The organism is Epibacterium sp. ABZ3_068 (assembly GCF_056159265.1).
Genome location: NZ_JBSWUV010000001.1, coordinates 1,760,361 through 1,779,622 on the forward strand (window position 1 = coordinate 1,760,361; position 19,262 = coordinate 1,779,622).

General features: G+C 55.2%; 25 protein-coding genes. 22 read left to right on the forward strand and 3 right to left on the reverse strand.

Annotated features, from left to right (window positions below):
• The first annotated feature begins 17 nt into the window (after positions 1-17).
• From rpsN to ACXAEW_RS08475, 17 genes are all read left to right on the forward strand, one after another.
• Positions 18-323, forward strand: coding sequence for a 30S ribosomal protein S14 (gene rpsN, locus ACXAEW_RS08395; protein WP_474940891.1), 306 nt, complete (start codon positions 18-20; stop codon positions 321-323).
• A gap of 12 nt (positions 324-335) precedes the next feature.
• A complete protein-coding gene (rpsH, locus tag ACXAEW_RS08400; protein WP_474940892.1) occupies positions 336-728 on the forward strand; it encodes a 30S ribosomal protein S8 in 393 nt (130 codons plus the stop codon).
• 11 nt (positions 729-739) lie between these two features.
• A complete protein-coding gene (rplF, locus tag ACXAEW_RS08405) occupies positions 740-1,273 on the forward strand; it encodes a 50S ribosomal protein L6 (protein ID WP_474940893.1) in 534 nt (177 codons plus the stop codon).
• A gap of 11 nt (positions 1,274-1,284) precedes the next feature.
• A complete protein-coding gene (rplR, locus tag ACXAEW_RS08410) occupies positions 1,285-1,644 on the forward strand; it encodes a 50S ribosomal protein L18 (protein ID WP_153215349.1) in 360 nt (119 codons plus the stop codon).
• A gap of 151 nt (positions 1,645-1,795) precedes the next feature.
• A complete protein-coding gene (gene rpsE / locus ACXAEW_RS08415) occupies positions 1,796-2,374 on the forward strand; it encodes a 30S ribosomal protein S5 (RefSeq protein WP_474940894.1) in 579 nt (192 codons plus the stop codon).
• Between the two features lie 12 nt (positions 2,375-2,386).
• Positions 2,387-2,575, forward strand: a complete 189-nt coding sequence (rpmD, locus tag ACXAEW_RS08420) for a 50S ribosomal protein L30 (RefSeq protein ID WP_008559881.1) — start codon at positions 2,387-2,389, stop codon at positions 2,573-2,575.
• 268 nt (positions 2,576-2,843) lie between these two features.
• On the forward strand, positions 2,844-3,578 hold the full coding sequence (locus ACXAEW_RS08425) for a GntR family transcriptional regulator (RefSeq protein ID WP_474940895.1): 735 nt from the start codon (positions 2,844-2,846) through the stop codon (positions 3,576-3,578).
• 134 nt (positions 3,579-3,712) lie between these two features.
• Entirely contained in the window at positions 3,713-4,987 is a 1,275-nt protein-coding gene (locus ACXAEW_RS08430) for an ABC transporter substrate-binding protein (protein ID WP_474940896.1), read from the forward strand.
• A gap of 67 nt (positions 4,988-5,054) precedes the next feature.
• A complete protein-coding gene (locus ACXAEW_RS08435; protein ID WP_474940897.1) occupies positions 5,055-6,239 on the forward strand; it encodes an ABC transporter ATP-binding protein in 1,185 nt (394 codons plus the stop codon).
• The gene (locus ACXAEW_RS08440) at positions 6,239-7,126 is read left to right on the forward strand and encodes a carbohydrate ABC transporter permease (protein ID WP_474940898.1); all 888 of its coding nucleotides are present in this window, start codon (positions 6,239-6,241) and stop codon (positions 7,124-7,126) included. The genes ACXAEW_RS08435 and ACXAEW_RS08440 overlap by 1 nt, the downstream gene beginning before the upstream one ends.
• A complete protein-coding gene (locus tag ACXAEW_RS08445; RefSeq protein WP_474940899.1) occupies positions 7,126-7,995 on the forward strand; it encodes a carbohydrate ABC transporter permease in 870 nt (289 codons plus the stop codon). Before ACXAEW_RS08440 ends, ACXAEW_RS08445 begins: the two co-directional genes overlap by 1 nt.
• A complete protein-coding gene (locus ACXAEW_RS08450) occupies positions 7,995-8,834 on the forward strand; it encodes a metallophosphoesterase (protein WP_474940900.1) in 840 nt (279 codons plus the stop codon). Before ACXAEW_RS08445 ends, ACXAEW_RS08450 begins: the two co-directional genes overlap by 1 nt.
• Positions 8,835-9,449: 615 nt before the next feature.
• Positions 9,450-9,662: a DUF1127 domain-containing protein gene (locus ACXAEW_RS08455; protein WP_474940901.1), complete on the forward strand. Its 213-nt coding sequence runs from the start codon at positions 9,450-9,452 to the stop codon at positions 9,660-9,662.
• Between the two features lie 265 nt (positions 9,663-9,927).
• Positions 9,928-10,473 carry a hypothetical protein gene (locus ACXAEW_RS08460; protein ID WP_474940902.1) on the forward strand — a complete coding sequence of 182 codons (546 nt, stop codon included), beginning with the start codon at positions 9,928-9,930 and terminating at the stop codon, positions 10,471-10,473.
• A 434-nt stretch (positions 10,474-10,907) separates the two neighbouring features.
• Positions 10,908-11,378 (forward strand): 50S ribosomal protein L15, encoded by a 471-nt coding sequence (gene rplO, locus ACXAEW_RS08465; protein WP_474940903.1) that lies wholly within the window; start codon positions 10,908-10,910, stop codon positions 11,376-11,378.
• Positions 11,379-11,500: 122 nt separating this feature from the next.
• The gene (gene secY, locus ACXAEW_RS08470; protein ID WP_474940904.1) at positions 11,501-12,865 is read left to right on the forward strand and encodes a preprotein translocase subunit SecY; all 1,365 of its coding nucleotides are present in this window, start codon (positions 11,501-11,503) and stop codon (positions 12,863-12,865) included.
• The gene (locus ACXAEW_RS08475; RefSeq protein WP_474940905.1) at positions 12,862-13,446 is read left to right on the forward strand and encodes an adenylate kinase; all 585 of its coding nucleotides are present in this window, start codon (positions 12,862-12,864) and stop codon (positions 13,444-13,446) included. Before secY ends, ACXAEW_RS08475 begins: the two co-directional genes overlap by 4 nt.
• 27 nt (positions 13,447-13,473) lie before the next feature.
• Here ACXAEW_RS08475 and ACXAEW_RS08480 read toward each other — a convergent pair whose 3' ends face one another.
• Positions 13,474-13,905 carry a BLUF domain-containing protein gene (locus ACXAEW_RS08480; RefSeq protein WP_474940906.1) on the reverse strand — a complete coding sequence of 144 codons (432 nt, stop codon included), beginning with the start codon at positions 13,903-13,905 and terminating at the stop codon, positions 13,474-13,476.
• Positions 13,906-14,068: 163 nt separating this feature from the next.
• Complete coding sequence (locus ACXAEW_RS08485) at positions 14,069-14,518, reverse strand: BLUF domain-containing protein (protein WP_474940907.1); 450 nt, start codon at positions 14,516-14,518, stop codon at positions 14,069-14,071.
• Between the two features lie 396 nt (positions 14,519-14,914).
• On the opposite strand from ACXAEW_RS08485, the gene rpsM reads away from it, so the two are divergent.
• The 5 genes from rpsM (at position 14,915) to ACXAEW_RS08510 (ending at position 17,969) form a co-directional block, all read left to right on the forward strand.
• Positions 14,915-15,283, forward strand: coding sequence for a 30S ribosomal protein S13 (rpsM, locus tag ACXAEW_RS08490; RefSeq protein WP_474940908.1), 369 nt, complete (start codon positions 14,915-14,917; stop codon positions 15,281-15,283).
• A gap of 15 nt (positions 15,284-15,298) precedes the next feature.
• Positions 15,299-15,688 (forward strand): 30S ribosomal protein S11, encoded by a 390-nt coding sequence (gene rpsK, locus ACXAEW_RS08495; protein WP_474940909.1) that lies wholly within the window; start codon positions 15,299-15,301, stop codon positions 15,686-15,688.
• Positions 15,689-15,802: 114 nt separating this feature from the next.
• Positions 15,803-16,819 carry a DNA-directed RNA polymerase subunit alpha gene (locus ACXAEW_RS08500; protein ID WP_474940910.1) on the forward strand — a complete coding sequence of 339 codons (1,017 nt, stop codon included), beginning with the start codon at positions 15,803-15,805 and terminating at the stop codon, positions 16,817-16,819.
• Between the two features lie 141 nt (positions 16,820-16,960).
• Positions 16,961-17,383, forward strand: coding sequence for a 50S ribosomal protein L17 (gene rplQ / locus ACXAEW_RS08505; RefSeq protein WP_474940911.1), 423 nt, complete (start codon positions 16,961-16,963; stop codon positions 17,381-17,383).
• Between the two features lie 178 nt (positions 17,384-17,561).
• Positions 17,562-17,969, forward strand: coding sequence for a hypothetical protein (locus tag ACXAEW_RS08510; protein ID WP_474940912.1), 408 nt, complete (start codon positions 17,562-17,564; stop codon positions 17,967-17,969).
• Positions 17,970-17,987: 18 nt separating this feature from the next.
• Here ACXAEW_RS08510 and ACXAEW_RS08515 read toward each other — a convergent pair whose 3' ends face one another.
• Positions 17,988-19,097 (reverse strand): glycine cleavage T C-terminal barrel domain-containing protein, encoded by a 1,110-nt coding sequence (locus tag ACXAEW_RS08515; protein WP_474940913.1) that lies wholly within the window; start codon positions 19,095-19,097, stop codon positions 17,988-17,990.
• Between the last annotated feature and the right edge of the window lie 165 nt (positions 19,098-19,262).

The window sequence follows — 19,262 nt, forward strand, 5'->3', positions numbered from 1 at the left end:
GCGGGAAGGATAGAGACATGGCTAAGAAAAGCATGATCGAACGCGAGAAGAAGCGGGAGCGCCTGGTGGCCAAATACGCTGCTAAACGCGCCGAGCTGAAAGAAATCGCAAACGACGAAAGCAAGCCGATGGAAGAGCGTTTCAAAGCGCGTCTGAAACTGGCGAAGCTGCCGCGGAACTCCTCGGCAACCCGTCTGCACAACCGTTGCCAGCTGACCGGCCGTCCGCACGCTTACTATCGTAAGCTGAAGATCAGCCGTATCGCGCTGCGCGAGCTGGGTTCTGCTGGTCAGATCCCTGGCATGGTCAAATCGAGCTGGTAAGGAGAGAGCATTATGAACGATCCTATCGGTGATATGCTGACCCGTATCCGCAACGCACAAATGCGTGGCAAATCCGTTGTTGAAACTCCTGCGTCCAAACTGCGCGCATGGGTTCTGGATGTGCTGGCGGACGAGGGCTACATTCGCGGTTACGAGAAGACCACCACAACTGATGGTCATCCGGCGATTGAAATCAGCCTGAAGTACTACGAAGGCGAACCTGTTATTCGCGAACTGAAGCGGGTCTCCAAACCCGGTCGTCGCGTATACATGGGCGTCAGTGACATCCCGCAAGTCCGTCAGGGCCTGGGTGTGTCGATTGTCTCCACCCCCAAGGGTGTGATGTCGGACGCAAACGCACGCGCAGCCAACGTCGGCGGCGAAGTGCTCTGCACCGTCTTCTAAGGAGGTATTCGATGTCCCGTATTGGTAAAAAACCAGTAGACCTGCCCAGCGGCGTTACTGCCACTGTGTCCGGCCAGACCATCGAAGTGAAAGGCCCGAAAGGCGCCCGCTCCTTCACGGCAACCGACGATGTTACAATCGCTGTTGAAGACAACGTGGTCAAAATTGATCCGCGTGGCATGTCCAAACGTGCGCGTCAGCAGTGGGGCATGGCCCGCACCATGGTCCAGAACTGTGTTGTTGGTGTTACCACCGGCTTCAAAAAAGAACTGGAAATCAATGGTGTTGGTTACCGGGCTCAGATGCAGGGCAACACCCTGAAACTGAACCTTGGTTACAGCCACGATGTCGACTTCACCGCACCTGATGGCGTTACCATCACTGCGCCGAAGCAGACTGAAATCGTTGTGGAAGGTATCGACCAACAGCTTGTTGGCCAAGTTGCGGCAAACATCCGCAAATGGCGCGCACCTGAGCCCTACAAAGGCAAAGGCATCAAGTACAAGGACGAATTTATCTTCCGCAAAGAAGGTAAGAAGAAGTAAGGACGCTCACCATGGCAAACAGCAAACGTACACTGTTTCTGAAACGCCGCCTGCGCGTTCGGAACAAACTTCGCAAAGTAAACGCAGGCCGTCCGCGTCTGTCCGTACACCGTTCGAACAAGAACATCTCTGTTCAACTGATCGACGACGTACGTGGCGTGACACTGGCCGCAGCTTCGACCCTGGAAAAAGATCTGGGTTTTGTTGGCAAGAACAACATCGAAGCGGCGACCAAAGTAGGTGCCGTGATCGCAGAGCGCGCAAAAGCCGCTGGCGTATCAGAAGCCTACTTCGACCGCGGTGGTTTCCTCTTCCACGGCAAAGTGAAGGCTCTGGCCGACGCTGCGCGTGAAGGTGGATTGAAGATCTAATGCTTTCGGGCGCTCTTTCGGGGGCGCCCGGACATTTCTAATGTGGGGTGGTTTTGGTCATCCCCGATGATCCGGGCAGGAATGTTCTGCACCAGGATTGGAAAAATCAGGATGTGATCCGTCACATCCACGTTCTGAAAAGGAATGCCAAATGGCAGAACGTGAAAATCGCCGTGGCCGTGGCCGCCGCGAAGAAGAGACACCGGAATTTGCAGATCGTTTGGTTGCGATCAACCGCGTCTCCAAAACCGTAAAAGGCGGTAAGCGCTTTGGTTTTGCAGCTCTGGTTGTTGTTGGCGACCAAAAAGGCCGCGTCGGCTTCGGCAAGGGTAAAGCGAAAGAAGTACCTGAGGCGATCCGCAAAGCGACCGAGCAAGCTAAGCGTCAGATGATCCGCGTACCTCTGAAAGAGGGCCGCACTCTGCACCACGACATGCACGGCCGTCACGGCGCAGGCAAAGTTGTTATGCGTACAGCACCTGAAGGTACCGGTATCATTGCTGGTGGTCCGATGCGTGCTGTGTTCGAAATGCTGGGCATCAAAGACGTGGTTTCCAAGTCTATCGGCACTCAGAACCCTTACAACATGATCCGCGCAACCATCGACGGCCTGAAAAAAGAATCGAGCCCGCGCTCGGTTGCTCAGCGTCGTGGCAAGAAAGTTGCTGACATCCTGGGTAAGCGCGACGAAGCACCGGCACCTGCCGCTGCAGAATCCGCTGAAGCGTAAGGAGACTGAACCATGGCTAAAACCATCGTCGTCAAGCAGATCGGTTCCCCGATCCGTCGTCCCGCCGACCAGCGCGCTACTCTGGTAGGTCTGGGCCTGAACAAGATGCACAAAACCCGTGAGCTGGAGGATACTCCTTCGGTCCGCGGTATGGTCAACAAGATCCCGCATCTGGTTGAGATCATCGAAGAGCGCGACTAATCGCGACTTCTGATTAAAGATCAGAAACACCCCCGTTGGCTTTGCTGACGGGGGTGTTTTGCTTTGCTGTCTGTTCAACTTACAGGCTGTCCGATTTACCGGCTGCCCGATTTACGGCTGCCCGGTGTTCTGAGGAACCCGCATTTCAGGCCGCCGCCGCGGCGGTCCTTCAATTTCGGTCACGCCAACCGGAAGCCAAATGATACATCCCTGTTTCGGAAAGTTGTCACGTAAATAGCCTAAGCTACGAAAAATAAGGTGATTTTTCATGGCTACGATTCAAACTTGGCGTGACGTCTATCACGCGCTTAGAGAAGATATTCGGGCAGCGCGGTTTGAGCGCGGCGGCAAATTGCCGTCTCAATCAGAACTGTCCCGTCGTTACGGCGTGTCTCGCCATGCTATTCGGCGGGCTATGCGGACTCTTTCCGACGACGGTGTTATTTCTTGCTGGCAAGGCCGAGAGGCAACGGTGCTGGCCCGACCGATCATCTATCAGATTGGTCACAAGACCCGGCTGGCCTCCGGGCTAAGAGCGCGCGGGCATTCCGTGCAGGTGACAACGGTTCAGACGCGCTCGGATCGTCGGCTACCGGCGCCGATTGCCGACATGCTGGATATGACGCCGGGGGAAAGCGTTCCATTTGCCGAATTTATGCATCATGTGGACGGTGTTCCAACCGCGCTGGGGCGCCATTACTTTAACGTTCGGCGGTTCCCAAAAATTCTGGAAGACGCAGCAGGTGGTGCCCCATCTGTTCCCGATGCTTTCTCTCGCAACGGTGTTGCTGAGTATTTCCGTGCTGCAACCTTTGTTGAGGTGCGCCAACCAACAGCCCAGGAAGCGCTGAAGCTTGAAATCCCCTCGTCTCAGTCGGTCATCTGTTTGCTGGGACAGAATGTGGACCAAAGCGGCGTTCCAATCGAAGTGACCGAAGCCGTTGTGCGGGGTGACACGGTCACTTTGCAGATCGATCCTCACCAAGTTTCCAACTTGGCGTGAAGCTTTTGTGGCGACTGTCAGCGACCGCTAAACCGTCAAAATCCTTTAACAAAAAGTTGATTTGGTCCCGGCATGGAGTCAAGCGGCCGTGGACGACTCCAGCTGGATAAACCTCGACCAAACGGAGAACATTCATGTTCCGATTTACCCTCGCAGCAGCGACAGCGTTAACGCTTGTTGCCGCCACTGCCCACGCAAAGGTCACGATCACCTGCTTGACCAATGCCGGGCACCTGACTCGTCAGCATGAGCCGCTGATGAAAGAATTTAACGCGATGCAGGACGAGATCGAAGTCCAGTATGCCGCGCCTGCCAAGAACTATGGCGATACACATCTGAAGCTGTTCCGCGGTTCGGCCACCAACACCCTGCCGGATTGCGCGTTTCAGGCCTATAATCAGCTCCCGTCACTGGCACGTGCTCTGGCCGAACGTGGACAGATTGTCGACATGGGTCCGCTCATCGAAGCCGAAGGAGACGGCTGGGCGGAAGAGAACTATTCCGACGCGATGCTGGATCTTGGACGTATCGATGGTGTGCAGTACGGCATGCCGTTCAATGCTTCGGTTATCCAGTGGTACTACAATGCGGACCTGTTCAAAAAAGCAGGCCTTGACCCCGATAAATTCCCAACCGACTGGGATGGTTTGATTGATGCCGCGCAGAAGATCGACAGCTTGGGGGATGATATCCTGCCGATGTTCATGTGGTTGATCAACGGTGATGACTGGGGCTTCCAGACACTGATCCTGCAGCAGGGCGGCCGTATGATGTCCGAAGACGGTCAGTCGGTTGCGTTCCACGAGAACTCACATGCACTGGAAGCCATGAAGATGGCCAAGCGTCTTCATGATGAAGGCGGTCTGCGTACCGATATGGATCGTGAAACCCAGTTTGCCGCTTTCACCGAAGGTCGGATGGGTCTTTGGGGGCTGTCGCCTGCAGGCGCGCGCAACATGCAAGAGCGTGTCGGTGGTGCCTTTGATCTGCGCTCCCATCCTTTCACCGTTTGGAACGATGCCGAGGGAAAACTGCCGACGGGTGGCAACGCGGCAATCATTACCACACAAGACCCAGAGAAAGTCGCGGCGGTCTGGGAATACATCAAATTCGTAACCGGCCCGCGCGGTCAGCAGGTCACAGCCGAGATCACAGGCTATCTGCCGACCAACCGTCAGGTTTTGAAAACCGAATATATGGGCGCTTTCTACGAGGCAGAGCCATATTATGCGACCCCGGTCAAACAATACGATCGTGCCGGTCCCTGGTCCGGTTACCCGGGAACGCAGTCTGAAAAGATCTGGCGTGAGCAAGCCTCGACCATTCGTGCTGTGATGGAAGGCGAAGTCACCCCCGAAGACGGTGCAGCGGAGCTCAAGGCGATCGCTGAAAAACTGATGACGCGCTAAGCGCACCCCAATGCCCCGGGCTTTTCTGGTCCGGGGCATTCCTTTTTAGCGATCAGAGACCCCATTCATGGCGCAGCTTCAGCTCAGAAATATCAAAAAGTCTTTTGGCGATACTCCGGTTTTGCACGACATCTCACTGGATGTGGCCGATGGGGAGTTTGTCTCTCTTGTTGGCCAGTCGGGTTGTGGCAAATCCACCTTGCTCCGGATTATTGCAGGGTTGGAAACCCCTGACAGCGGTGAAATTCTGATTGACGGACGATCAGTCACCGAGAGCGCGCCGAAGGATCGCAATATCGCGATGGTGTTTCAGGACTACGCGCTCTATCCGCATATGAGCGTGGGTGAAAACATGGCAATGCCGCTGGTCATGGCGCGTTTGCCTCTCTACGCGCGTCTGCCTGGGATGCGGAGCATCACGCCAGTGGGACGCAAGACCCAGCCCGAGATCCGTGGCGAAGTTGAAAAAGTCGCCAAACAGCTTCGGATTGATCATCTTTTGGACAGGAAGCCCGCCCAGCTTTCGGGGGGGCAACGACAGCGCGTTGCCTTGGGGCGTGCACTTGTGCGCAACCCACAAGTGTTCCTGATGGACGAGCCTTTGTCGAACCTTGACGCCAAGCTGCGTGGCCAGGTCCGCACCGAAATTACCGAACTCCACGCGGCGTCCGGTCTGACATTTGTCTATGTGACCCACGATCAGGTCGAGGCCATGACGATGTCTGATCGTGTTGCGCTGCTTCAAACAGGTCATCTGCTGCAGGTCGGTGCGCCCAACGCGCTCTATTCCAACCCCGAAACCCTCGATGTTGCCCGTTTTATCGGAAGCCCCGAAATCAACATTGCCGCCGGTGAACGTGTTGCCGGTGGTGTGCGATTGGGCGATGTGACTTTGCCGGTTGCGCTGAACGGCTCGGGTCCTGTGCATGTGGGAATCCGCCCGGAGGCCTTTGCGCTGCCCGACACGGCAGGGCTCATCTCAGTCCCGAGCCGCCACGGCCCGTCCCTGATACTGAACACGCGCTTGGTCGAGGATCTTGGACCAGAAATCCTGATCCACGGCCATTTCGACCATGCTCCGGATGCGCTGATCCGCATAAGGGCGCAAAAAAGCGACACCTATGTCCAAAGCAACACTCTGGCTCGTGCCAGTCGGATTTCTGTGGTCCTGAACCTGCAGCAGGTCCTGTTCTTTGACACCGACGGGCAGCGATTGGTCGCGCAGCCGCACAAAGCCGTGGAGACAGCATAATGGCTGTATCTCGATTGCAGCAGGCGCAGACCCGTTTGGCCTATCTGCTGGTTCTTCCGGCAAGCCTTCTTATTCTGGTGATCTATATCGTCCCGATTGTTCTCGTATTTCTGGCAAGCCTGACGGATTACACTCTCGTAAGTGACTATTATGAGTTTGTCGGCCTTGAGAACTATCGCAAGATGTTTGACGACGAGAACTTTGCCAACGCCCTCCATAATACGTTCTTTTATGCGGCGCTTTTCTTGCCCGGTTCTTTTGTCATCAGCCTGGTTCTGGCTATCGCAATACAAGAGCAGAAAAAATTTCGTTCCGTTCTTGAGGTACTGTACTTCTTGCCGGTGACCTCGACACTGGCCGCGATGGCGCTGGTTTGGGCCGCGCTGATGGACAGCGGGCAGGGGGTGATCAATAACTCGCTTGAAACCTTTGGCCTGCCGGGTGTGAACTGGTTTGGGAACGAAGACGTCGTCCTTTATTCTCTGGCGATCATCTCACTCTGGAGCATCATAGGCTTTAATATGGTGCTCTTCCTTGCTGGGCTGACGGCAATTCCGCAGAACCTATACGAGGCGGCCGCGATGGATGGTGCGGATCATCCGGTGGACAAGTTCTTTAGGGTGACCTGGCCGATGCTGGGACCGACGGCGATGTTTGTTGCCGTGACCTCGTCTATCACGGCGTTCAAGCTGTTTGATACGGTTGCGATCCTGACACAAGGCGGGCCGGACCGCGCGTCAGAGGTGTTTCTGTACCTCGCCTTCCTGGAGGGGTTTGAATATTTCAACATGGGATATTCGGCGGCTCTATCGCTATTTTTCCTGGTGATCATCTTCCTGTTTGCGGTGATCCAGGCGCTCTTCACTGAACGGAATGTGCATTACTGATGGCCGAAATTTCTGCCCCCTCCGCCTCGTGGCTTGACCGTCTGCGTCCAAAGAACGCCAGCCGATTTGTAACGACCGCCCTGCTTTTTCTTGGCGCATGGGTGATGGTCTTCCCGTTCATTTGGATGATTTCTTCCAGCCTCAAACCTACGGATGAGGTCTATGACAGCGAGTTTTCCATCATTCCAAAGACCTTCAAGGGCTGGGACAACTATTATGGCGTGATCTTTGAACAGCCCTACCTTGTCTTCCTGATGAACTCGATGATCGTTTGTGTCGGGATTCTGGTGATCCAGTTGCTCACCGCGATTCCCGCCGCTTATGCCTTGGCCAAGTTGAAGTTCCGCGGATCAACAATCCTGTTCGGTACAGTCATTGCTGCGATCACGATCCCAATCAACGTGACCTCTATCCCTCTCTATATCGGGCTGGTCCGCGTCGGGTTGTTGGATACCTATTTCGCGATGATGTTTCCCTTTATTGTGTCGGTCTTCGCGATTTTCCTGTTCCGTCAGTTCTTTCGCGGCTTCCCGGACAGCATCATTCAGGCCGCCCGTGTTGATGGGTTTTCCGAAGTCGAGATCATCCTGCGCCTGATCCTGCCGTCCGCGCTGCCTGCCATTGCCGCGTTTAGTGTCTTCAGCTTTGTGGCCCATTGGAATGACCTTTATTGGCCGCTCATCGTGGTGCAGAGCCAGGACAAGATGACCGCAACGCTCTCGATGATGCAGTATCAATCGGCCTTCGACACGGACTATGGCCGCACCTATGCCTCTGCCACAGTGGTGACAGCGCCGATGGTAATCGCATTTCTATTTGCCCGCCGCCTTTTCATACGCGGCATTACAATGACCGGAGTCAAAGGCTGATGCTTAAATTCGTTGTACTAGCTGACATACATTTGGTGCCTGAAGGAAAATTGAGCCACGGGCTCGACACGCACGACAGGCTTGAAAAGGCCGTTGCTTATGTCAATGATGTGCACTCTGATGCCGAATTTGTTGTTTTTGCAGGCGACCTCGCAGATCACGGAGAGGCCGCAGCATACGCCCGGTTCAAATCAGCGATTGCAAATCTGACACCCAAAACCCTGCTGACACTGGGCAATCATGATCACCGGCCAACCTTTCTGGAAACCTTTGATGGCCTGGCAAACCCGGAGACGGGTTGTCTTGATCACATTGTAGATGAGGGTGGCTATCGCACAATTGTGCTGGATAGCTCCGAACCGGATCTGCGCGGGTCCGGTCGCCTGTCACAAGGTCAGCTCGACTGGTTGAAGGCCCGGCTGGACGAGGTTCCGGATACGCCTGTTGTTATTGTTCTACACCACAATATCGCTCCGTTCTCTGTGCAAACAGATTTCATTATCCTTGAGAACAACGATGAATTTGCCGACGTCGTATTGAGCCACAAAAACGTTCGTCAGGTGATTTCCGGTCATGTGCATATGACAACGTCCGGAAATTATAAGGGCGTGCCGTTCTGCACATTTGCAGGCGCGCATTACAATATTGAACCCATGAGCATTGAAAGATCGGGCCCTGTCCCATCCGAGAGCCGCAGCTATCTGAGCCCCGTTCCGCGTCGCGAAGGCCCGGGCCAGCTTGCTGTTGTTCTCTGCAGCCCCGGCGGCGTTGTTGTTCACATGGAGAACTTCCTGGATCGGCATCTGGTCCTGGCTCCGGAGCTCTTTGCCTGGAACTAAGCGGGGCGGTCGGTCGAAAGGTGCGCTTGTAAAAGCGGACAACAGACAATCGCGCCTTGGGGTGGCTCTGTTGCACAAACCGTGTAAGGGAGCCATCTCGTGAGTATATGAGACGTGCATCTCCGTCGCCTCACAAGACCAGGAACTGGCAGGCCTATAATGAAACGCTCAAGCGCCTTGGCCCGGGGCGCTTGTTTTCTTGCGCTCAGTTGGTCCGAGGCCGAGTCAAGTGTGAACCGGCGGTCCACAGCCCTTTCGCCTAAACTTTGATGCCATCACCAAAAGGGTGCCTGCGTTTTGGGCGCAGGCTGCATATGGCGGGAAGCCACGTTTTTTGCCGCTTAGAACAGTGCGCGGACGTCCTGCGGTCTTAAATATATGGGAGGCTGACGTGGCGCCCTTGGCTGAATTGACGGCCAGCTGGTCTTTCAGCCACACAGCGCGCCCTGCTAATCATGAACAAATGGTATACCTATCTATGCTGCAAGTGCATAACGGACAGTCCAAGCTGGCAATTGTTAGCGTGCGACAGTGCGTCTACATTTAGGGTGTCAGTTAGGGAGCCTGACGCGAGGCGCCGGAATGGGTCCGGGCCTGACACGAAAGGTAAGACATATGACCATCGCAGTATTGAACACCAACGCCGCCGCACCATTCGCCCGTTTTCAGGCCGTAGCGGAAATGATCTCCACTTACGTTGCTCAGCATCGCAAGTTTAACGAAGTGCGTCGTGAACTGCAGGCGCTGTCCTCCCGCGAACTGGATGACATCGGTATCAGCCGCTCCGACATCCCGGCTATTGCCCGCGAGCACGCCAAACGCGTCTGAAAAGCTGCGTGACATCACACCTTATTTATCGGCGACGTGCATTGGGCCAAGGGTCCGAAAGCGTCGCATTCAAAAACGCCCAGCCTCTGCGCTAGGGCGTTTTCGCGTTTGAGATGTAGCGATGTTCTGCGCTTTTTCGTTAAAGGCGGGGGAAATGCCGAAAATCAATTCAAGATTGAGTGGCGCTATCATTAAACAATCCAAATACTATTTGCTGTCCAAAAGAATCATGTAAGCTCTAAGAAGGCGAGGGGAGGCAGCCTTTATGTGGTATGAGTTGGATGTAAATGACCGTATTATAGCGGTAAGTGATGATTGGGATTTGTTATCTGCAACAGCAGACCTTCCTTCGAATATGTTCGAAGCAATCAAATTCAGACCAGTATGGGATTTCGTAGAAGGCGAAGAGACGCAGCGCTTCCTGCGGGCGATGTTCTTTTGGGCGCGCAATAAGAACCGCCATGTGGTGCTGCCATATCGTTTGGATGGTATCTGCGGGAACTCTTTCTTTCGCATGCGGATTGAGCCCCTCCATGATCGCGGTCTCCATATCGCCCATTCCCCCGAGAACCTCTTGGCCGCCCACCCCCATCCCGTGGTTTATGACACGGGTGATATGAAACGGTGTTCTCAGTGTTTGAAAGTCAATATTGACGAAGTCTGGTATTCGGTTGAACCAGTAGAAAACCCGGCGCAGCAGGCGCAATGGTGTGTATGTCCGGCTTGCAAAGAACAGGCCCTTAGCCTGCTGGACAGAAAATTCGAAGCGCCCGTTGCCTCCTATGCGTACGCTGGATTTTCAAAGCTTTAAGGGGTCCATCATAAATTTACACCTGTTCATGAACACCGGTCGGGCCTGACATCCCCGGCCACCGGATACGGACCCCGGCCTGACAACCCGGGGTGTCAAAAGACGTCTTTTGCGATGGTTGACCCCATCCCACTTTCCACCCGGCGGCGCCGCCACCCTTTATAGAATGCGGTCCAGCCCAAACCAGACACAGATCATGCATCCGCAACCGCGCTTTCGATAGGGAAGCCGCGGGCAAAGGGCGTTGGTCTCATGGCAGGTAGAGGTTCACAAAGCGGTCAACTGTCTTTCCCGCTCTCAGACCTTGATCCGCGCGGCCATCCCGTCTATACGCCCCCGGTGGTGTTTCGGCATCACAAGAATCAACAAGCAAGAAAAGCCGTGGTTGACCTGCTTACGCTTCATTGGGTCACATCCGGCAATGGAGAAGCGATATGAAACTGAATGAACTGCGCGACAATCCTGGCGCCTCCCCGAAACGGACCCGTGTTGGCCGTGGTCCGGGTTCCGGCAAAGGTAAAATGGGTGGCCGTGGTATCAAAGGTCAGAAATCCCGTTCCGGTGTAGCCATCAATGGTTACGAAGGCGGCCAAATGCCTTTGTACCAGCGTCTGCCAAAGCGTGGCTTTAACAAGCCGAACCGCAAAGAATACGCTGTCATCAACCTGGGTCTGATCCAGAAGTTCATCGACGCGGGCAAACTGGACGCAGCTAACGTCACCGAGGACACTCTGGTCGAATCCGGTCTGATCCGTCGCAAGCTGGACGGCGTTCGCGTTCTGGCAAAAGGTGAAATCACTGCAAAAGCCACCATCTCAGTCACCGGCGCGTCCAAAGCAGCCGTTGAGGCCGTAGAAAAAGCTGGCGGCGCTCTGACCGTGGCAACCGCGGCTGCGGCCGAGTGAACCGGCTTATGAACCTTGTGGGCGGTGGCAATGCCGCTTACATAAGGGCCTAAGTTTTCCATCACGCCGTCCGAGCCGGAAAATGGTTCTGGGCGGCGTTTTTGCAAGAAGAGACCAATTTCATGGTATCAGCAGCTGAACAAATGGCCGCGAACACCAGCTGGGCCGCCTTGGGCAAGGCCACAGATCTGCGTAATCGCATCCTGTTCACCATCGGACTTTTGATCGTCTACCGGCTTGGCACATTCATTCCGGTCCCGGGCATCGACGCAAATGCCTTGCGTCAATTTATGGAATCCGCAGGTGCGGGCATTGGCGGCATGGTTTCCATGTTCACCGGCGGTGCGCTGGGGCGGATGGGCATCTTTGCCCTGGGCATCATGCCCTATATCTCGGCCTCGATTATCGTCCAACTGCTGACCTCCATGGTGCCTTCGCTTGAACAGCTCAAGAAAGAAGGCGAGCAGGGTCGCAAGAAGATCAACCAATACACCCGTTACGGCACCGTGGCGCTTGCAACCGTACAGGCCTATGGTCTGGCCGTGTCGCTGGAATCCGGTGATCTGGCGCATGATCCGGGCCTGTACTTCCGTCTGGCCTGTATGATCACCCTGGTCGGGGGCACCATGTTCCTGATGTGGCTGGGTGAGCAGATCACCAACCGCGGCATCGGCAACGGTATTTCTCTGATCATCTTTGTCGGCATCATCGCCGAAGTTCCCGCCGCATTGGCGCAGTTCTTTGCATCGGGCCGTTCCGGTGCGCTCAGCCCTGCGGTGATCGTTGGCGTCATGCTCATGGTCGTGGGCATCATTATGTTTGTGGTCTTTATGGAGCGGGCGCTCCGCAAGATTCATATCCAGTATCCGCGTCGTCAGGTTGGCATGAAAGTCTATGACGGCGGATCGTCTCACCTGCCGGTCAAGGTCAACCCGGCCGGCGTGATTCCTGCAATCTTCGCGTCCTCGCTGCTGTTGCTGCCGACGACGATTGCGACATTCTCATCCGACGCAGCCACAGGTCCGGTTATGTCCTGGCTTCTGGCGAACTTCGGTCCCGGACAGCCGCTGTACCTGTTGTTCTTCGTGTCGATGATTGTGTTTTTTGCCTATTTCTACACCTTTAACGTGGCGTTCAAGCCCGAGGATGTGGCGGGTAACCTCAAGAACCAGAACGGTTTTGTTCCCGGTATCCGTCCAGGTGCAAAGACGGCCGAATATCTTGAATATGTGGTCAATCGTATCTTGGTCCTGGGGTCCGCTTACCTTGCGGCAGTTTGTCTCTTGCCGGAGATTTTGCGTAGCCAGTTCACAATTCCGTTCTACTTTGGTGGCACTTCGGTTCTGATTGTGGTCTCGGTTACAATGGACACCATTCAACAGGTGCAGAGCCACCTGCTTGCGCATCAATATGAAGGTCTCATCGAGAAGAGCCAGCTGCGTGGGCGCAACAAGAAACGGACGAGACGGGGACCGGCACGTCGATGACAAATATTATTCTTTTGGGCCCGCCTGGAGCGGGCAAGGGGACACAGGCCAAAAACTTGGTCGACACCCGTAACATGGTTCAGCTTTCGACCGGGGACATGCTGCGTGAAGCGCAGGCCTCCGGGACCGAGATGGGTAAGAAGGTCGCGGCCATTATGGCCGAGGGCAAACTGGTCACCGATCAGATTGTAATTGGGCTGATCCGCGAAAAGATGCAGCAGGGGTCCGAGGGTGGTTTCATCTTTGACGGTTTCCCGCGCACCTTGCCGCAGGCGGATGCTCTGGAAAAACTGATGCTTGAGATGGAGCTGAAGATCGACAGCGTCATCGAGATGCAGGTGGACGATGACACGCTGGTAAAGCGGATCGTCAACCGCGCCGAGGAAGCCCGCGCTGCGGGTCAGCCGGTGCGCGCTGATGACAACGAAGACAGCGTCAAGATCCGCTTGATGGAATACTACAAGAAGACCTCGCCGCTGATTGGCTACTACTATGCCAAGGGCAACCTGCAACGGGTCGACGGTCTGGCTTCGATTGACGAAGTGCAAAAGTCCATCGCTTGGATCCTGGGTGACCGCTAAGACAAAGCTCTGCTTTGATGAAACATTTCAAGGGCTGCTGTTGGCGGCCCTTTTGTTTTTGTCGATCGCCAATTGTGCGATATCCCGGATGGCCTGTAACTTTATCGTTCGGGGGCTGACGGGGCTAAGCTGTGCCAGACGATAGGGCAGGCCATTGTCCTGATGACCCAACAGGTGAAATCCCATGCGCCAGTACCCAAACAATCGCGCTTCAATCTCGTCCGACCAGATATCCGAATAGCTGTAGATCCGACCGTCTTTTGCGATCTTCTGTGACAGATCCAGCACCGTGCTGCGCTCCCCTTCGAGTATCTGAAAATACTCATACTCGTCGCGGACCAAAAAACCCGTAATGTCATTAGCGGAATTAAACACAGTCGATGTCCGCATAATGTCCAGATCATGGACGGTGAACGGCGGATAATTTGCCTTGGCTCTATATAAAAGGCGAAACAGCATAACGCGCTGACCTTGATGGAATCACTGGTATCGTTCCAAGTGTATAGGTTTTCCGCCTTAGCGTTCAATTTTCCCGAAAACCAACGAAGGATAATGCCAATGTCAGGCTATGCCCAATGCTTTTCGATGGTTCTGAGGCAGAGAAATCGTGCCTGCTGATCAATTAGGCGGAATGACGAAACTCTTGTGTGGTCGGGATCTGCTGATCATTCTTGATCTGGCGCAGGCCCAAGGTCTGCATCTCAGCCAGAACGGGTTCAACCGAAAGATTTCCAGGCGATTTCAGGAAGGCGTCGATTGCGTCTTGCTTCGATCTAAAAGGCGCCTGCTCGTGATATCCCATCGACCAGGCGGGGTACTGGCGTTCGCGGATTGTACAATAGGACAGGATCTGGAACCCAAAGGCGCGATAATCCTGCGGAACGCGGGTTAAAAGGGATTCGACCTTATCGTCCTCCCCCTCCACAACGCTCAGATATGTGTTTTTATCGCGCAGCAGGAACCCTGTGATCCCGTCGCGTTCATTGTTGCGCATTGCCGCGCGCATTATCTCAAGATCGCTGACCGAGAAAATTGGAAAGCGTGCCTTGGCTTTGAAGAAAGACCTAATCACGTTGAAATCGCCTGTTTAACGGTAAACTTAGTTAACTTACTTAATTAGTAGGATTACCGTAAGTTGTGCTTTGTCTCAACACTAAAACTGACGCTGTATCGCATCACAATGCTGTTGACAGACCATGTGCCGAATTTTGCACACTCTGCTATTGGAAATGGGACAAGTTCCGCCGATAATGAGGGTCGCGCAGGAAGAGTCGATTTCACCCTTGACGGGTTACGTTGAACCTCCTAAGCAGAATTCCTCAATAAGAATCATTTTTAACCAGCATTTTAGATCCTCACGGAGAGCTGGGAAAGATTCGTTAGGCCCGACGGCGCATCGCCTTCGGGCTTATGTTGTGAAAAAAGGTTCTGGAGCTACGGAACCGCAACTGAAAAAGGAACGTATAACGTGGCACGTATCGCCGGCGTAAACATCCCGACTGCAAAGCGGGTTCCAATCGCCCTCACTTATATCACCGGTATCGGCCCTGCATCGGCCAAAGCCATCTGCGAAGCTGTAAACATCGAGTCGACCCGTCGTGTAAACGAACTGTCCGACGCCGAAGTTCTGGCCATCCGTGAGCACATCGACGCAACCTACACCGTAGAAGGTGACCTGCGTCGTGAAGTTCAGATGAACATCAAGCGCCTGATGGACCTTGGCTGCTATCGTGGCCTGCGTCACCGCCGTAACCTGCCCGTTCGCGGTCAGCGTACCCACACCAACGCTCGCACCCGCAAAGGCCCCGCAAAGGCCATCGCTGGTAAGAAGAAGTAAGGGAGGGTTTGATCAATGGCACGTGAAAAGACTCGTACAAAGCGTAAAGAGCGCAAGAACATCGCCTCTGGCGTTGCACATGTGAACTCTTCGTTCAACAACACCAAAATCCTGATCTCTGACGTTCAGGGTAACGCGATTTCCTGGTCCTCCGCAGGTTCCATGGGCTTCAAAGGCTCGCGGAAGTCGACACCATATGCTGCACAGATGGCTGCTGAAGATGCAGGCAAAAAAGCGCAAGAGCATGGTGTTAAGACACTGGAAGTCGAAGTTCAGGGCCCAGGCTCCGGACGTGAATCGGCCCTGCGTGCGCTGGCTGCAGTTGGTTTCAACATCACCTCTATCCGTGATGTAACTCCGATTGCACACAACGGCTGCCGCCCGCCGAAACGCCGTCGCGTATAATCACATAAAACTGCTGGGGTCCTGCGTTTGTGCCGGGCCCCTGTGCGCTTCACATAAACCTCGGGCGTTCGCCCCTATTGGGACATGGGGGGTGAACAGGAATGGAGGGAATGCATGATCCATAAGAACTGGGCCGAGTTGATCAAGCCTACACAGCTTGAGATCAAGCCAGGCAACGACCCCGCACGTCAAGCCACCATTATCGCCGAACCGCTGGAACGCGGCTTTGGTCTGACGCTGGGCAACGCTCTGCGTCGCGTTCTGATGAGCTCGCTGCAAGGCGCGGCCATTTCGAGCGTACAAATCGATAACGTTCTGCATGAGTTCTCCAGCGTCGCTGGCGTACGTGAAGACGTGACCGACATTATCCTGAACCTCAAGCAGGTTTCCCTGCGCATGGAAGTCGAAGGCCCCAAGCGCCTGTCGATCTCTGCAAAGGGTCCGGCTGTTGTGACCGCAGGTGACATCGCCGAAACCGCCGGTATTGAGGTTCTGAACCGCGAACACGTGATCTGCCACCTTGATGATGGCGCGGATCTGTTCATGGAGCTTACCGTCAACACCGGTAAGGGCTATGTCTCTGCCGATAAGAACAAACCTGAAGATGCGCCCATTGGTCTGATTCCGATCGACGCGATCTACTCTCCGGTCAAGAGGGTCTCTTATGACGTTCAACCGACCCGTGAAGGTCAGGTTCTGGACTATGACAAGCTGACCCTGAAGGTTGAAACCGATGGTTCGATCTCCCCTGATGATGCGCTGGCTTACGCAGCTCGTATCGTTCAGGATCAGCTGTCGATCTTCGTCAACTTTGACGAGCCGGAATCCGCAGGCCGCCAGGACGAGGACGATGGTCTTGAGTTCAACCCGCTTCTGCTCAAGAAAGTGGACGAACTGGAACTGTCTGTACGTTCGGCAAACTGCCTGAAGAACGACAATATCGTGTATATTGGCGATCTGATCCAGAAAACCGAAGCAGAAATGCTGCGCACCCCGAACTTTGGCCGCAAATCTTTGAATGAAATCAAAGAAGTGCTGTCGGGCATGGGGCTGCACCTCGGCATGGACGTCGAGGACTGGCCGCCGGACAACATCGAAGATCTGGCGAAGAAGTTCGAAGACAGCTTCTAATCCAATCCGAGGGGGGCCAATGGCCCCCTTCACAAATTCCCGGGGTTGGCCGGGGACAATATGGGCATCTGCCCCAAGGTGAGTGGCTGACACGCATCAGCTGCCTGACAAAGCAAAACACGCAAGATAAGGAATTAAACAATGCGTCACGCACGTGGTTACCGCCGCCTGAACCGTACTCATGAGCACCGTAAAGCCCTGTTCTCGAACATGGCCGGCTCGCTGATCGAGCACGAGCAAATCAAAACAACCCTGCCCAAAGCAAAAGAACTGCGCCCGATCATCGAAAAGATGATCACCCTGGCCAAGCGTGGTGATCTGCACGCACGTCGTCAGGCCGCGTCCAAGCTGAAGCAGGAGCAGTATGTTGAGAAACTGTTCGAGGTTCTCGGCCCCCGCTACAAAGACCGTCAGGGCGGCTATGTCCGTATCCTGAAGGCAGGCTTCCGCTATGGCGACATGGCTCCGATGGCGATCATCGAATTTGTTGATCGTGACCGCGACGCCAAAGGCGCAGCTGACAAAGCACGCCTGGCCGCAGAAGAAGTTGCTGCTGACGAATAATAACGTCTGAGATCGCGCGATCTCAACTTGTGACCCCGCTCTGGCAACAGGGCGGGGTTTTTCGTTGGGTTATGTTCGCCGGTTTAAGTCATTTTGTCAGAAACGTGCGGAAACGCTTTGCCGATGGGGAAATCAGGGATACCCCAAGGGCATATTGTCATAATTTAAAGGTTGTCCAATGAAATCCCTGGCCCTTGTTGTTTTTGCAATCCACGCGGTTCTGGAGGTGTTCTTTGGCCTCAATGCGCTGATTTCCGGCGGGTTTTCGTCGTTGTCAGCGGAGCAGCTGGCAAATATGCCGCCCGAGGTTCGGGTGTCGGCGCGGTTTCTGGGGGCGGCTTTGCTGTCGTTGGGTCTGATGGGGGCCTGGGTGATTTTCTGGCCAGGTGTGCGCAGCCCCGTGGGGCGTCAGATGGCGCTTCTGTTGGCCGGGTTTCATCTGATCGGATTGGCGGGGTCAGCGTTTACCGCCCTTTTTTCGCCCGCCCTATGGATCAGTTTTCACACCTGGGGCGCGATGGTCATTCACGGGCTTCTGGGCCTTGGATTCCTGACCATTTCGCGCGGGGGTGAGCTGAAGCGGTGAACCGCTTCGAGCGCTTTGTTAGACAAACGGAATGGCGTGGAGCGTGGCGGCATAGGTCTTGTCCTCCACGATGACTTCCAAACCTTCGGCAGCCTCTGCCAGATCAGAGCGGATCAGCGCGTGGCCGATGGTTCCGCCGAACCGTTTTGAATACGCAAACTCCGCCACATGGCCGACCTCGACCCCGTTTTGCAGCAAAGGCAGCGGGTGGCCGGGCAGGGGGGGATTGTCCGCAATCACCAGCCCCACCCGTTGGCGAGCCGGGCCTTTGCTGGCGTGCGCGCGCAGGGCGTCGCGGCCGATGAATTCATGGCTGTCCAGAGAGACCAGAGCCCCCAGGCCGATTTCATAAGGGGTCGCGCGGTGGTCTTGCCAGCGGATATCCGCACCATATGACACCAAGCCGCTTTCAAGGCGTTCGATATCATTGGGCGCACCGGGGCCGATGTCCCAGGGCTGACCAGCAGTTTTTACAATGTCCCAAAGCGCGGTCCCCTGGCTGCGGTCCATCAGATAGAGCTCATACCCGCCCTGTTTTGACCAGCCGGAGCGGGCGAGAACAAGGGGGATGCCTTCAAGCGTGCATTCCTTGAAACCAAAGTATTTCATGTCGCGCACCCAGTCTCCAAACAGGGCGGATGCCACCTCAACCGCCTTGGGGCCCTGGATGGCCAGCGGAGAGACATCGGGTTCGCTCACTTCGACATCCCAGCCCTTCTCGCGGCCAATGGCAGCGGCCCATAGGTGGATGTCACAATCGGCGACAGAGAGCCAAAAGCGGTCCTCGGCCAGTTTCAGCAGCACCGGATCATTGATCAGCCACCCGTCGTGGTCGCAGATCGGCACGTAACGCCCCTGACCGATTTGAGTCTTAGACAGGTCGCGCGGTGTCAGATATTGCGCCAGCTTTTCGGCATCGGGTCCGGCGATCTGCACCTGACGCTGGGCGGCCACATCCCACATGGCGACGCCATTGATCAACCGGTCGTATTCCGCCTCGGGATCACCGAAATGCGCCGGGATATACATATGATTATAGACCGAGAAGCTGCGTACCCCGTCGCGAACGGTGGCGTCGAAATAGGCGGATTTGCGGATATTGGGGCCAATTCCGATTGCAAAAGCCATGGGGATCTCCGGTTCTATGGGCTGATGTGTCAGGGGCGTTCTCTGTCACCTGTGGGGGGAAACTGCAAGTTGTCCGCTGCCTGTTTCCTGCTCATTGCGTTAATAAAATGCCTGTTATGCGGGCAGATCATGGGGTGAAAAGGTTCGTCCGGCGCCGAGCCGCAC